The sequence below is a fragment of the Nocardioides sp. NPDC127514 genome (assembly GCF_040302125.1).
Lineage (GTDB): Bacteria > Actinomycetota > Actinomycetes > Propionibacteriales > Nocardioidaceae > Nocardioides.
Map to the genome: position 1 here is coordinate 52,213 of NZ_JBEORF010000022.1, position 12,770 is coordinate 64,982.

Consider the following 12,770-nt stretch of genomic DNA (forward strand, 5'->3'; position numbering starts at 1 on the left):
CGGCGCGAACAAACCCATCGCCGAGTCGGCTCGTCATGACGAGCCGACTCGGCGGGGATTTCGGTCAGTTCGCGCCGACTCGGCAGGGTCATCTGGCGATGGGCGCTGTGATGGCTTCCGTGATCTTGATCAGGTCGGCGGGGGAGAGCTCGATGTCCAGACCGCGGCGGCCGCCGGAGACGTAGATCGAGTCGTACGTCGTCGCGGACTCGTCCAGGACGGTCGGGTGAAGACGCTTCTGGCCGACGGGTGAGATCCCGCCCGCGACGTAGCCGGTCGCACGCTCGGCCGCGGTCACCTCGGCCATCTGCGCCTTCGAGCCACCCAGCGCGCGGGCGAGCGCCTTGAGGTCGAGCTGGCCGGTGACGGGGACGATGCCGACGACGAGCTTTCCGTCCAGCGAGGCCATCAGCGTCTTGAAGACCTGCTTCGGCTCGACGCCGAGGGCCTCGGCGGCCTCCAGGCCGTAGGACTCGGCGCGCGGATCGTGCTCGTAGGGGTGCAGGGTGTAGTCGATGCCGGCTTGGGTGAGGGCCACGGTCGCGGGGGTGCCTCCGCCGGCCCGCTTCCCGGCCTGTTTCCCGGTCTGCTTCTTCGGCATCAGTTGGGGGACCACTTCGTGCGGGCGACCTCGGTCGCGGGCAGCGAGGGGATGACGTTCATCGCCTTGAGCTCGGACCGGAGCAGGTCGGTGGCCATGCCGAGGCGTACGCCGGCATCGGGTGCCTCCAGGAGTGCCTGCCGGTCGGGCATGGGCAGGGGAGTGGTGGCCGAGATGGTCCAGGAGAGGAACTCCGGGTCCTTCGGGAGCGCGCCGGAGAACGGGTCATCGCGGAACTCCAGCAGCGCGGCCCGGTAGGCGGTGAAGGTGGCTCGTGCGGTGTCGACGATCGTGCTCGGGACCGCGACGTGGTCCTCGGGGAGGTCCTCCACGTCGGCGACGGGGAAGTCGCCCGAGCTGACCAGGCTGTCCATCCGGATCCGGTCGACCGCGAGCACCTCGAGGTCGAAGGAACCGTCCTCGTGCCGCTCCACCTCGGTGATCAGCAGCTTCACCCCGACACGGTAGAGCGACTGGGCGCCGGTCTCGCCGACCTCGTAGCCCTCGCGGATCGCGACCGAGCCGAAGTGGCGGTCCTCCTCCTCCTGACGGAGCAGGTGGTGCACCATCGCGCGGTAGCGGTCCTCGAAGACGCGCAGCGGCAGCGTCACGCCCGGAAACAGGACCGCGTTGAGCGGAAACATCGGTAGTCGGTCGGTCACGGAAACCAACCTATGGGGGCCGCGGGCGCATGCGCCCGCGAACCCCCGTGTTCTGTTCGCTGTCGACCCGAGCCGTCAGTCGTCGTAGACCGCCCGGTCGATCTTGGTGTGGTAGCGCTGGCCGCCGGCAGCGCCGAGGACGGCCCCGACGAGCATCACGACCAAGAGGGCGACGCCGGTGATCACGGCGCCCCAGCTGAGCTGGTCGGTGCTCAGCCCCACGCTGGGCAGGTCGACCTGCCGCATGATGTCGTAGCTGGCGCCGAACAGCGTCCCGGCGACGGCAGCGATGATCATCGCCACGATCGCCACGATCCACACGCCCAGGCCTTGTCGGCGGGCGTCGAAGCGGGACATCCGGGCGGCGACGTACCCGCCGGCGTAGTAGCCGACGAACATCACCACGGCGAGCGTGATGGCCGCTGCGATACCGACCGAACCGGACATCTCCTGCAGGTCGGTCTGGGTCCAGTTCTGGTTGGTGCCGATCGCCGAGGCGACGGCGCTGATGATGGCTCCGAGAAGGACGGTGACTCCGACGGCTACCAGCCAGCCGAAGAAGCAGGCGCCCCAGTTCATGCCTCCGTAGGTGTCGTGGAGGGCGGCACGTCGGCCCTCCTCGGCGTGGCGGTGGTGCTCGACGGCGTCTCCCGCGCGCAGGTGGCCGGCCTCGCCTTCTGCGCTGTGCGGGCGCTCCACGCGGTCGTCGTGGCCGACGACCGCCGGACCACCGGGTTGGTAGTCGCGGGTCGAGGCGTGGTTCTCGTCGACGCCGGGCTGGTTCTCGTCTGCTTGCTGGTGTTGTCGGTGGAACGGTCGTGTCAGTGCCATGACGATCCTCCTTTGGTGGGTCAGATTTCCCGAGTACCCGGATCGGGGCGCCGTATGCGTCTCTCCACCGCGTGTCGCGCAGCGTCCACGTGGCGTCGGCAGATCGGTTCCGGAGGCCGCCCACTCGTAGACTTGAGGCATGATCCGCCGCATCGACCTGAGGGGTGCCGACAGAGGCGCCGCTTCGACCATCGACTACCGCGCCGCCGTTCCGCGTGCCGAGTTCGACATCGAGGCGGCCACTCATGCTGTGCAGCCGATCATCGACGCCGTCCGGGTGCGCGGCCAGGAGGCGATCGCCGAGTTCTCCGAGCAGTTCGACGGTGTACGCGTCGAGGACATCCGGGTGCCGGCCGCGGCGCTGACCAAGGCGCTCGACGAGCTCGACCCGGCGATCCGGGCCGGGCTCGAGGAGTCGATCGCGCGGCTGCGTACGACCTGTGCCGCCGAGCTCGAGAAGGACGCGGTCACCGACCTGGCGCCCGGCGCCCGGGTGACGCACCGCAAGGTGCCGGTGGGGCGCGTGGGGCTCTATGTGCCCGGTGGTCTGGCTCCGCTGGTCTCCTCGGTCCTGATGAACGTCGTTCCGGCGCAGGTCGCCGGCGTGCCGTCGATCGCCTTGGCCTCGCCGCCGCAGAAGGAGTTCGGTGGGCTGCCGCAGCCCACCATCCTGGCCGCGTGCGCGCTGCTGGGCGTCGATGAGGTCTACGCCGTCGGCGGTGCCCAGGCGATCGCGATGTTCGCCTACGGGGTCGAGCCGTGCGAGCGCGTCGACATGGTCACCGGCCCCGGCAACATCTACGTCGTCACCGCGAAGCGCCTGCTCAAGGGGCAGGTCGGGATCGACTCCGAGGCGGGCCCGACCGAGATCGCGATCCTCGCCGACGAGACCGCCGAGGCCGCCTACGTCGCCGCCGACCTGATCTCCCAGGCCGAACACGACCCGCTGGCCGCATCGGTGCTGGTCACCGACTCCGAGACGCTCGCCGCCGACGTCGAGGCCGAGCTCGACAAGCAGGTCGCCGCGACCAAGCACGTCGAGAGGATCCGTACGTCGCTGACCGGCGCGCAGTCGGGCATCGTGCTCGTCGATGACATCGACCAGGGCGTCGACGTCGTGAACGCGTACGCCGCCGAGCACCTCGAGATCCACACCGCCGATGCCGCCCGGGTCGCCGGCCGGATCCGCAACGCCGGCGCGATCTTCGTCGGCTCCTACGCTCCGGTGTCGCTGGGCGACTACTGCGCCGGGTCCAACCACGTGCTGCCCACCGGCGGCTGCGCCTGCCACTCCTCGGGGCTCTCGGTGCGGGCCTTCACCAAGTCGATCCACGTCGTCGACTACTCCCGCGAGGGGCTGGCCGCGGTCAAGGACCACGTCGTCACGCTCGCCGAGGCCGAGGACCTGCCGGGTCACGGCGCGGCGGTGTCGGTGAGGTTCTCGTGATGAGCTGGCCGCCGATCCGTGCCGAGCTCGCCGGGATCGAGCCCTACGGCGCTCCGCAGCTGGACGTCCCGGTCCAGCTCAACGTCAACGAGAACCCCTACCAGCCCTCCGCCGAGACGGTCGCCGACATCGCGGCCAGCGTCGGCGAGGCGGCGCGCACGCTCAACCGCTACCCGGACCGCGAGTTCGTCGCGCTGCGGGAGGGGCTGGCTGCGTACCTCTCCTCCGACGTGGAGGCGCAGATCACGCCTGAGCAGGTGTGGGCGGCCAACGGGTCCAACGAGGTGATGCTGCAGCTGCTGCAGGCCTTCGGAGGTCCGGGGCGCACCGCGATCAGCTTTGCGCCGACGTACTCGATGTATCCGGAGTACGCCCGCGACACCAACACCGAGTGGGTCGTCGGGCACCGCGAGAGCGACTTCGCGATCGATCTGGAGAAGGCACGGGCGCTGGTCGAGGAGACGCGGCCCCATGTCGTACTGCTGCCGAGCCCCAACAACCCCACCGGCACCGCGCTGCCGCCGGAGGCGGTCACCGTGCTGTGCGAGGCGGTCGGAGACAGCGGCATCGTCGTGGTCGACGAGGCCTACGGCGAGTTCCGGCGGACCGGAGTGCCCTCGGCGCTCGAGCTGCTCTCCGCGCACCGCAACCTGGTGGTCACCCGCACGATGTCGAAGGCGTTCGCCGGGGCGGGGCTGCGGCTCGGCTACCTGGCGGCCGACCCGGCGATCTGTGACGCTATCCGCGTCGTACGCCTGCCCTACCACCTCTCCGCGGTGACCCAGGCTGCGGCGAGCGCGGCCCTGCGGCACGCGCCGGAGCTGCTGGGCTACGTGGCCTCGCTTCGTGAGGAGCGGGACTCGCTGGTGGAATGGCTGCGTGAGCAGGGGCTCGAGGTCGCCGACTCGGATGCCAACTTCGTCCTCTTCGGGCGCTACGCCGACCGGCACGCGGTCTGGCAGGGGCTGCTCGACCGTGGAGTGCTGATCCGCGAGACCGGGCCCGACGGATGGCTGCGGGTCTCGGTCGGGACGCCCGACGAGATGACCGCTTTCAAGCAAGCTTTGACCGATGTGAACGGAGCACGCGCATGAGTTCGGCAAGGACTGCCCGCATCGAGCGGGAGACCTCGGAGTCGAAGGTCGTCGTCGAGGTCGACCTCGACGGCACCGGACGGGTCGACGTCTCGACCGGGGTCGGCTTCTACGACCACATGCTGACCGCCTTCGGACGGCACTCTCTCGTCGACCTGACCGTGCACTCCGAGGGCGACGTGCACATCGACGCCCACCACACCGTCGAGGACACCGCGATCGTCCTCGGCCAGGCGCTGCGCCAGGCGCTCGGTGACAAGAAGGGCATCCGCCGCTACGGCGACGCAACCGTCCCGCTCGACGAGGCGCTCGTACGCTGCGTCGTGGACGTCTCCGGCCGGCCCTACTCGGTCCACACCGGCGAGCCGGAGGGCCAGCAGTACGTGCTGCTCGGCGGCTCGGGTGTGCCCTACCTCGGCTCGCTGACCCAGCACATCTTCGACTCGATCGCCCACCACGCCCACCTGACGATGCACGTCAACGTGCTCGCCGGGCGCGAGCCGCACCACATCGTGGAGACGCAGTTCAAGGCGTTCGCACGGGCGTTCCGCGACGCGATCGCCTACGACCCGCGCGAGACCGGGATCCCGTCGACGAAGGGTGCACTGTGAACGAGCGTCAGCGAGTGAACGATCGAGTCGTTACAGCGCCTCGTTCGTATTCTGGTGCTTGCGCTACGGACGTGGCGCTGTGAGTGCTCCGTCGGTGGTCGTGCTCGACTACGGGTCGGGCAACCTTCGGTCCGCCGTCCGCGCCGTCGAGCGCGCCGGCGCCCGGGTCGAGTTGACCAGTGACATGGACGCCGCGATGGCGGCCGACGGTCTGCTGGTGCCCGGTGTGGGGGCTTTCGAGGCCTGCATGAAGGGCCTGCGCGCGATCCGCGGCGAGCGGATCATCGCCCGGCGTCTCGCCGGCGGCCGCCCGGTCATGGGGATCTGCGTCGGCATGCAGATCCTCTTCGAGACCGGCATCGAGCACGGAGTCGAGACCGAGGGCTGCGGCGAGTGGCCCGGCGTCGTCGAGCGTCTCCAGGCGCCGATCGTGCCCCACATGGGCTGGAACACCGTGGACGCCCCCTCGGGGACCTCGCTGTTCGCCGGGGTCGAGAAGGAGCGGTTCTACTTCGTGCACTCCTACGGCGTGCGTGACTGGACCCTGGTCACCAACGACCGCACCGTCGCGCCGCTGGTCACCTGGGCCGAGCACGGTGGCGACCGGTTCGTCGCCGCCGTCGAGAACGGCCCGCTGAGCGCTACCCAATTCCACCCGGAGAAGTCGGGCGACGCCGGCGCCGCGGTCCTGCGCAACTGGGTCTCCTCCTTGAAGGCGGCGTAGGTGGCCCAGACCGGAGCCCGGGCGAAGGCCCGTGCCGAGCGCGAGCGGCAGGCTGCCAAGGCCGCCGAGGAGCGTGCCGCCCGGGCGGCCAGGTCGGCGGAACGCCGAGCCCGTCGTGAGCGCCTGACCGGGTGGGTTCCGGCTCGCCGGTCCCGGCCGAGCAGTGCGCTCGCGGAGCGCCGGCGGCGCAACGTACGGATCCTGGTCGTCGTCCTGCTTCTCCTCAACGCGCTCGTCTACCTGGTCACCGAGGACGTCGGCACGACCGCCTTCGCGGCCGTCGCGTCGGTGCTGGTCGCGCCCGTGGTCTACACGATGCTGTTCCGCCGCTAGAGTGGCCGGATGGCCAAGACGACCTGGACCGACGCCGATCCGGAGGGTTTCGTCGAGGCCGTCGAGCCTCCGGGTCGTCGTCGGGACGCCGCCACGCTGCTGGCGCTGATGCGGCGCGCCACCGGGGTGGAGCCTCGGATGTTCGGGTCCGCGATCGTGGGTTTCGGCGAGTACCACTACAAGTACGCCAGCGGCACCGAGGGCGATGCCCCGGCCGCGGGCTTCTCGCCCCGCAAGGCCGCCTCGGTCGTCTACCTGAACGACGGCATCTCGGCCCACGAAGACCTCCTCGCCCGCCTCGGCCCACACACCCACGGCGTCGGCTGCCTCTATCTCAAGGACGTCGCAGCGGTCGATCTGAGCGTTCTCGAGGAGATCGTCCGACGCTCGTTCGCCACGCTCACCAGCGGCACCTACGGCAAGCGCGCCGCGGAGGGATGAGCGTCGTGATCGACGACTTCGCGAAGGCTCATCTGCACGACAAGCTCTGTGGCGTCCGGGAGGCGCTGGTGTGGAAGCTCGAGGGGCTCTCCGAACATGACGTCCGCCGTCCGATGACGCCGACAGGCACCAATCTGCTCGGCCTGGTCAAGCACAACGCCCTCTCGGACGCTCGCTACTTCGGCGAGGTCTTCGGCCGTACGCCGCCGCTCGACCTCCCGCCGTGGGACACCGCCGGATGGTGGGACGCCACTCACCGGGCGGCGGAGCACGAGAGCCGGGACGATGTCCTCGACCTCTCTCGCCGCGTCTGGGCGCACGTGGACGCCACCATCGAGTCGCTCCCGATCGACGCGCCCGGATACGTACCGTGGTGCGACGAGGACGTCATGCTCTTCAACATCATGGCCGCCCGCCTCTGCGACGCCACCCGTCACGCCGGCCACGCCGACATCCTCCGCGAGACCATCGACAGCTCAGTCGGCGTCAACCGCGAGAGCGCCTGATCGCCTAGGACGTTCTCGAACCGGTCGCCGCAGGCGTACTGTCGTGACATGACCGACTACGAGGTCTCCAGGTCCGCGGTCCTTCCCGGCGACATCGGGCGCGTGCACGCGCTGCTCGACGACTTCCACCAGTGGCCGTCGTGGTCGCCGTGGGAGGAGCTCGATCCGGACATGTCACGCACCTACTCGGGTGCCGAGTCCGGGGTCGGCGCGCGTTATGCCTGGTCGGGCAACAAGCGCGCCGGGGCCGGGGCGATGGAGATCACCGAGTCGAGGCCCGAGCACATCGAGGTCGCGCTGGAGTTCCAGAAGCCCTTCAAGAGCCGGAGCACGGTGAGCTTCGACCTCGCCACCGTCGCCGGCGGCACGCAGCTGAGGTGGACCCACACCGGGTCGGTGAGCGGTGTGATGGGGCTGATGACCAGGTTCTACTCGATGGAGAAGGCGATCGCGCCTGACATGGAGAAGGGGCTGGCCAAGCTGGCGACCGTGGCTGCGCGCCCGGCAAGCACGGACTGATTCGGTCGGCGAGGCTCCGAAACCCGATTGCGTACGTCTTCCGGGGCGGCCTAGGTTGCCGGTCATGACACCTCGGCGGTTCGGGATCTGCATCGATGCCAACGACCCGGAGAAGGTCGCGGGATTCTGGGCAGCGGTGCTGGGCCGAGAGACCGAGACGAGTGGCGACGAGATCCGGCTGCTGCCACGCGCGGAGGACGATCTTCGGATCCGCTTCCTGCCCACGGATGCGCCGAAGACGCTGGCGAACCCGCACCATCTCCATCTGACCAGCAGCCTCCCCGATGACCAGCAGCGGACCGTCGACCGGCTGATCGGTCTCGGCGCGTCCCATATCGATGTGGGTCAGCGGCCGGACGAGGACCACATCGTGCTCGGCGACCCGGAGGGCAACGAGCTGTGCGTGATCCCGGCCGGCAACCGGTGGCTGGAGGGGACGGGCTTTCTCGGCGAGGTCGCGGCTGACGGGTCGCGGGAGAACGGGATCTTCTGGAGTACGGCACTCGGCTGGCCGCTGGTCTGGGACCAGGACGGCGAGACCGCGGTCACGACGCCGTCGGGCAGCGCCAAGGTCGCCTGGGGCGGGCCGCCACCGGTGACGCGGGGGCCGCGGGACCGGTTCCGCTTCGACCTGATCGCGCCCGAGGACACCGGTCCTGCCGACGAGATACGCCGCCTCGTCGGGCTCGGCGCCAGGCTGATCGCCGAGACCCACGATGGCGGGCGATGGGCCACGATGAGGGATCCAGACGGCTACGAGTTCGAGGTGCTGGCGCCTCGCTGAGCCTGTTCCTCCGTCAAGGTATGCAGCCGGGAGCTCGCTTCCCGTGCGGAGTTCCGCGCGGGATGTGTTCCTCGGCCTGCATACCTTGACGGAGGAACCGTCTCGCAGCAGGACGGCGGAGCGAAGGTGGCCGCGTACAGAACATAGGATCGTCCCCATGGGTGACTACCTCGAGCTCCTGCCGGCCGTCGATGTGAAGGGCGGGCAGGCGGTGCAGCTGGTCCAGGGCGTGGACGGGTCGGAGAAGCGTTTCGGCGATCCCTACGAGGCTGCCCTGAGGTGGCAGGAGACCGGGGCCGAGTGGATCCATCTGGTCGACCTCGACGCCGCGTTCGGCCACGGCAACAACCGCGAGATCCTCGCCGGGATCGTCGGCAAGCTCGACATCAAGGTCGAGATGAGCGGCGGGATCCGTGACGACGAGTCGCTCGAGGCGGCGATGGCGACCGGCTGCCGCCGCGTCAACATCGGCACCGCCGCGCTGGAGAACCCGGAGTGGACCCGGCGGGCGATCGCCACCTACGGCGACCGCGTCGCGGTGGGTCTGGACGTACGCGGCCGCACCCTCGCGGCGCGCGGCTGGACCAAGGACGGCGGCGACCTCTACGAGACGCTCACCCGCCTCGACTCCGAGGGCTGCGCGCGCTACGTCGTCACCGACGTCAACAAGGACGGCATGCTCCAGGGCCCCAACCTCGACCTGCTGCGCGCGGTCTGCGATGCCACCGACCGCCCGATCGTGGCGAGTGGGGGAGTGACCACCATCGACGACATCGAGGCGCTCATGGGTCTGGTCGAGGTCGGCGTGGAAGGTGCGATCGCCGGCACCGCGCTGTACACCGGTTCCCTGGACCTCGCCGACGCGCTCGACCTCACCCTCGGCCGGCCGCGCGGGGATCAGTCATGAGCCTTGCTGTACGCGTCATCCCGTGCCTCGATGTCGACGCGGGTCGCGTCGTCAAGGGGATCAACTTCAAGGAGCTGCGCGACGCCGGCGACCCGGTCGAGCTGGCTGCGACGTACGACAAGGAAGGCGCAGACGAGCTCACCTTCCTCGACATCTCCGCCTCCCACGAGGGGCGTGCGACGACGCTCGAGATCGTCACCCGGACCGCTGAGCAGGTCTTCATCCCGCTCACGGTCGGCGGCGGGATCCGCAGCGTCGCCGACGTCGACCGGATGCTTCGTGCCGGCGCGGACAAGATCGCGGTCAACACCGCGGCCATCGTTCGTCCGGAGCTGATCGCCGAGATCGCCGACCGCTTCGGCAACCAGGTGCTCGTGCTCTCGGTCGACGCTCGGCGGGCGCCGGCGACCGACTCGGGCTTCGAGGTCACCACGCACGGCGGCCGCAAGTCTGCTGGGATCGACGCGATCGAGTGGGCCGCGAAGGCCGTGGAGCTCGGCGCCGGCGAGATCCTGCTCAACGCGATGGACGCCGACGGGACCGAGGACGGCTTCGACATCGACCTGATCAAGGCCGTACGCAGCGAGGTGACCGTCCCGGTCATCGCCTCCGGTGGCGCCGGCAAGGCGGAGCACTTCCCGCCCGCGGTGGATGCCGGCGCGGATGCGGTGCTCGCGGCGACGATCTTCCACTTCGGCAAGGTGCGGATCGGCGAGGTCAAGCAGGCGCTCTCCGGCGCGGGCACGCCCGTTCGCTGACGCCCGCGCGCACTTTCCCGCCATGGCGGGAAAGTGCTGGGTCCGCTGGGCGGTCTTCCCGGCAGAATCCCGCCATGGCGGGATTCTGCTTCCCCTCCAGCAGATAGCCCGCGGCGCTATCGCACACCTGGGTCGCCCGCGCCGCTACCGCACAGCCCATCGCCAGGACACGCGGGCCCGGAGCATTTCCCCGCCATGGCGGGAAAATGCACCCCGACGCCTCCCGGCTAGCTCAGCAGCGAGCTCGGGATCTGCCCGTGGCGTACGCGCTGGGGGTGGTTGCCGACGTCGAGGTAGGCGAGCTCCTCGCCGGTGCGGAAGTCGATGACGGCGACCGCGTCGGCGTCGGACAGCGATGCCCAGCAGGTGTTGCCGAGACCCTCGGTGGTCCAGTAGGGCTTGCCGTAGTAGTGGCCGGTGGTGTCCTCGTCGAGGATGGTGTGCTCGCCGCTGGAGCGGTCGACCATCGCGACGTAGTCGTCCATCGTCCCCGCCGCACACAGGGTCTGGCCCTTGGAGTCGATCGAGAGGCCGTGATGGGCGGAGTCGTTGACGTAGAGCTCGCGCGGCAGCTGGGTGCGCTTGGGGAGCTGGATGACTCGGGTGACGGCGCCCGTGCGGGGCTCCTCGACGGAACCGGTGGAGTAGCCGACCTTCCCGTCGATGTCGGCCGCCTGGGTGTCGAACTCGACCAGGCCGTGCAGGAACGACATCTGGAAGTAGATGAACCGCTCACCGGGGGCGACCGCCATGGGGCGTACGGCTGAGGAGATCGAGGGGTAGCCCGCCTCCTCCAGCTCCTTGCCCATCTCCCAGCGCTGGGCGACCTCGAAGGTGGACTCGTCGACGATCTCGAACCAGCGGTCGCCCTTGATTGCGTCGTGGATCGGGCCGATCTTGATCGGCGGGAGCAGGTCGGTGCCGGGGATGGTGCCGAGGCCGAGCTGGTCGAGGTTGATCAGCGGCAGCGAGTCGAGGGAGATCTCCTTCTGGTCGCCGGGCAGGTAGACGCGGCCGATGGAGGCGTGGAAGATGCGCGAGCCGTCCTTGGAGTAGTTGTTCTCGTGGGGCGTCTCGCCGGACTCGAACGTACGCAGCCGCTCACCCGTCCGCGGGTCGCCCGCGCCGCCCATCCAGTACTCGTGCACCGAGCGCGAGGTCGAGTCCGAGACGAGCAGCTTGGTGCCGTCGGGGGAGAGGCCCATGTGGTCGGTGCGGTGACCGTCCATCTGCTGCTCGATCACGACGGAGTCCGGCGAGCCCGCCAGCGCCTTCTCGATGTCGATCCAGACCACGTCGGCGAGGCTGGGGCGCGAGACCGCCAGCAGCTTGCCGTCCCGGGTCGTGAACATGTCGTCCACGAGCTGGTCGTTGCCTTCGCCGGGGCCATAGCGGACCAGGTAGTACATGGCCAGCCGCTCGGGATCCTGGTGGATCGCGGCGATCTCCTCGTCCTTGTCCGGCACCAGGTCGATGTCCTTGCGCAGCACCTCGAAGCTGCGGGCATCGACGATCGAAGCCGTGCCGTCCCAGTTGTTTCCCACGACCATCACGTCCCGCAGCTCTGGAGTCGCGCTCGCGCTCATTGCCGGAGCCGCTGCGGTGAGTGAGAAGACGAAGAGCATGGCGACGGTGACTGCTGCCGCACGACGCATCGTGGGACCTCCTGGGGGATTCGGTTATCTGAGACACAACGTCTCGGACCGCCGGGAGGTTACGGGCGTCCGCGGGAACGGGTCGTCGCGCGGACGGATCCGAAGAAAGACGTACGCCGATGCGGATCAGACTGGCGCCTGCATCAGCTCGGCGAAGGTCACTGCGTTCTTCGGCGCCTCGATCTCGTACGTCTCGCCCCAGCCCGTCATGATCGTCTCGACGCTCTGACCGGCGATATCGAAGCTCACCTTCTGCATCAGGTCATCTGCGTCGAGCCAGTAGTCGAAGACCAGGCCGTCTTCGAGGCCGACCTTCTCGAGGATCTCAGTGTCGAAGCCGGCGTCCTCGGGAACCTTCTCCGGGTCGACAGTCACCTCGTAATGGGTGGTGTCGACGCCCCCGAGATTCTCCTCGCCGATCTTCTCCACGTCAGTGACCGCGGGTTTGATGTCCTCGACGTGGGCCGCCGGGTTCATCGAGCCCATCTCCGAGATCGCTTCGCCGAACGGGTCGTTGGGGTCGTCGGGGTCACTGATGATCCACTGATCGCCGAGGTCGGCACTGTGGATGTACCACTTCTCCTCGACCAGCACGATCTTCGTCTCATCGCCCTCGAGATCAGCAGTCATGTCCATGGCCATGTCCGCGTCGTCGTCTCCGAGGACCATGTCGGCCTCCAAGCCGCCTGCGGCGCCCATGTCCATCACGACGTGGACACTGCCCTCTTCGAGGCTCGCAGCGACGATCCGGTCCATGAACTCCGCCGGCGTCGGTGACTCGGCTGACCCGCCACTCGTCCCCGCCGATCCGCAGGCCGCCAGGACCAACATGGCTGTTCCGGCCACGGCAGTGACATGGAGCGGATTGGTGTGCTGACGCATGGGCTCTTCTCGCCT

General features: G+C 69.3%; 16 protein-coding genes. 11 read left to right on the forward strand and 5 right to left on the reverse strand.

Features of this window, described 5'->3' with window-relative positions; genetic code table 11:
• Positions 1-88: 88 nt before the first annotated feature.
• The 3 genes from ybaK to ABTX24_RS18200 form a co-directional block, all read right to left on the reverse strand.
• A complete protein-coding gene (ybaK, locus tag ABTX24_RS18190) occupies positions 89-601 on the reverse strand; it encodes a Cys-tRNA(Pro) deacylase (protein ID WP_160024312.1) in 513 nt (170 codons plus the stop codon).
• Positions 601-1,263, reverse strand: a complete 663-nt coding sequence (locus ABTX24_RS18195) for an LON peptidase substrate-binding domain-containing protein (protein WP_160024311.1) — start codon at positions 1,261-1,263, stop codon at positions 601-603. Before ABTX24_RS18195 ends, ybaK begins: the two co-directional genes overlap by 1 nt.
• A gap of 75 nt (positions 1,264-1,338) precedes the next feature.
• Entirely contained in the window at positions 1,339-2,094 is a 756-nt protein-coding gene (locus ABTX24_RS18200; protein ID WP_350718782.1) for a hypothetical protein, read from the reverse strand.
• A 139-nt stretch (positions 2,095-2,233) separates the two neighbouring features.
• On the opposite strand from ABTX24_RS18200, the gene hisD reads away from it, so the two are divergent.
• From hisD to hisF, 11 genes are all read left to right on the forward strand, one after another.
• The gene (hisD, locus tag ABTX24_RS18205; RefSeq protein WP_350841512.1) at positions 2,234-3,541 is read left to right on the forward strand and encodes a histidinol dehydrogenase; all 1,308 of its coding nucleotides are present in this window, start codon (positions 2,234-2,236) and stop codon (positions 3,539-3,541) included.
• Positions 3,541-4,635 carry a histidinol-phosphate transaminase gene (locus ABTX24_RS18210; protein WP_350841514.1) on the forward strand — a complete coding sequence of 365 codons (1,095 nt, stop codon included), beginning with the start codon at positions 3,541-3,543 and terminating at the stop codon, positions 4,633-4,635. Before hisD ends, ABTX24_RS18210 begins: the two co-directional genes overlap by 1 nt.
• The gene (gene hisB / locus ABTX24_RS18215) at positions 4,632-5,246 is read left to right on the forward strand and encodes an imidazoleglycerol-phosphate dehydratase HisB (RefSeq protein WP_160024307.1); all 615 of its coding nucleotides are present in this window, start codon (positions 4,632-4,634) and stop codon (positions 5,244-5,246) included. Before ABTX24_RS18210 ends, hisB begins: the two co-directional genes overlap by 4 nt.
• A gap of 79 nt (positions 5,247-5,325) precedes the next feature.
• Complete coding sequence (hisH, locus tag ABTX24_RS18220) at positions 5,326-5,970, forward strand: imidazole glycerol phosphate synthase subunit HisH (protein ID WP_160024306.1); 645 nt, start codon at positions 5,326-5,328, stop codon at positions 5,968-5,970.
• Entirely contained in the window at positions 5,971-6,303 is a 333-nt protein-coding gene (locus ABTX24_RS18225) for a hypothetical protein (RefSeq protein ID WP_160024305.1), read from the forward strand.
• 9 nt (positions 6,304-6,312) lie between these two features.
• Positions 6,313-6,744, forward strand: a complete 432-nt coding sequence (locus ABTX24_RS18230) for a DUF1801 domain-containing protein (RefSeq protein ID WP_160024304.1) — start codon at positions 6,313-6,315, stop codon at positions 6,742-6,744.
• A complete protein-coding gene (locus tag ABTX24_RS18235; protein WP_350841517.1) occupies positions 6,741-7,250 on the forward strand; it encodes a DinB family protein in 510 nt (169 codons plus the stop codon). The genes ABTX24_RS18230 and ABTX24_RS18235 overlap by 4 nt, the downstream gene beginning before the upstream one ends.
• Positions 7,251-7,298: 48 nt before the next feature.
• The gene (locus ABTX24_RS18240) at positions 7,299-7,769 is read left to right on the forward strand and encodes an SRPBCC family protein (RefSeq protein ID WP_350841518.1); all 471 of its coding nucleotides are present in this window, start codon (positions 7,299-7,301) and stop codon (positions 7,767-7,769) included.
• Between the two features lie 64 nt (positions 7,770-7,833).
• The gene (locus ABTX24_RS18245) at positions 7,834-8,553 is read left to right on the forward strand and encodes a VOC family protein (RefSeq protein ID WP_350841520.1); all 720 of its coding nucleotides are present in this window, start codon (positions 7,834-7,836) and stop codon (positions 8,551-8,553) included.
• Positions 8,554-8,710: 157 nt separating this feature from the next.
• Positions 8,711-9,460, forward strand: coding sequence for a bifunctional 1-(5-phosphoribosyl)-5-((5-phosphoribosylamino)methylideneamino)imidazole-4-carboxamide isomerase/phosphoribosylanthranilate isomerase PriA (priA, locus tag ABTX24_RS18250; RefSeq protein ID WP_350841522.1), 750 nt, complete (start codon positions 8,711-8,713; stop codon positions 9,458-9,460).
• Positions 9,457-10,218 carry an imidazole glycerol phosphate synthase subunit HisF gene (hisF, locus tag ABTX24_RS18255; protein WP_350841524.1) on the forward strand — a complete coding sequence of 254 codons (762 nt, stop codon included), beginning with the start codon at positions 9,457-9,459 and terminating at the stop codon, positions 10,216-10,218. The genes priA and hisF overlap by 4 nt, the downstream gene beginning before the upstream one ends.
• A gap of 227 nt (positions 10,219-10,445) precedes the next feature.
• Here hisF and ABTX24_RS18260 read toward each other — a convergent pair whose 3' ends face one another.
• On the reverse strand, positions 10,446-11,873 hold the full coding sequence (locus ABTX24_RS18260; protein ID WP_350841526.1) for a YncE family protein: 1,428 nt from the start codon (positions 11,871-11,873) through the stop codon (positions 10,446-10,448).
• A 126-nt stretch (positions 11,874-11,999) separates the two neighbouring features.
• A complete protein-coding gene (locus ABTX24_RS18265; protein WP_160024297.1) occupies positions 12,000-12,755 on the reverse strand; it encodes an SCO4651 family lipoprotein in 756 nt (251 codons plus the stop codon).
• Positions 12,756-12,770: the final 15 nt, after the last annotated feature.

Excerpts from the sequence above, each read along its gene's own strand:
- ABTX24_RS18230 (WP_160024304.1), top strand. The coding sequence starts at position 6,313 with ATGGCCAAGACGACCTGGACCGACGCCGATCCGGAGGGTTTCGTCGAG.
- ABTX24_RS18200 (WP_350718782.1), bottom strand. The coding sequence starts at position 2,094 with ATGGCACTGACACGACCGTTCCACCGACAACACCAGCAAGCAGACGAG.
- ABTX24_RS18240 (WP_350841518.1), top strand. The coding sequence starts at position 7,299 with ATGACCGACTACGAGGTCTCCAGGTCCGCGGTCCTTCCCGGCGACATC.
- ABTX24_RS18235 (WP_350841517.1), top strand. The coding sequence starts at position 6,741 with ATGAGCGTCGTGATCGACGACTTCGCGAAGGCTCATCTGCACGACAAG.
- priA (WP_350841522.1), top strand. The coding sequence starts at position 8,711 with ATGGGTGACTACCTCGAGCTCCTGCCGGCCGTCGATGTGAAGGGCGGG.
- ABTX24_RS18260 (WP_350841526.1), bottom strand. The coding sequence starts at position 11,873 with ATGCGTCGTGCGGCAGCAGTCACCGTCGCCATGCTCTTCGTCTTCTCA.
- ABTX24_RS18210 (WP_350841514.1), top strand. The coding sequence starts at position 3,541 with ATGAGCTGGCCGCCGATCCGTGCCGAGCTCGCCGGGATCGAGCCCTAC.
- hisD (WP_350841512.1), top strand. The coding sequence starts at position 2,234 with ATGATCCGCCGCATCGACCTGAGGGGTGCCGACAGAGGCGCCGCTTCG.
- hisB (WP_160024307.1), top strand. The coding sequence starts at position 4,632 with ATGAGTTCGGCAAGGACTGCCCGCATCGAGCGGGAGACCTCGGAGTCG.
- ABTX24_RS18265 (WP_160024297.1), bottom strand. The coding sequence starts at position 12,755 with ATGCGTCAGCACACCAATCCGCTCCATGTCACTGCCGTGGCCGGAACA.
- ABTX24_RS18245 (WP_350841520.1), top strand. The coding sequence starts at position 7,834 with ATGACACCTCGGCGGTTCGGGATCTGCATCGATGCCAACGACCCGGAG.
- ybaK (WP_160024312.1), bottom strand. The coding sequence starts at position 601 with ATGCCGAAGAAGCAGACCGGGAAACAGGCCGGGAAGCGGGCCGGCGGA.
- hisF (WP_350841524.1), top strand. The coding sequence starts at position 9,457 with ATGAGCCTTGCTGTACGCGTCATCCCGTGCCTCGATGTCGACGCGGGT.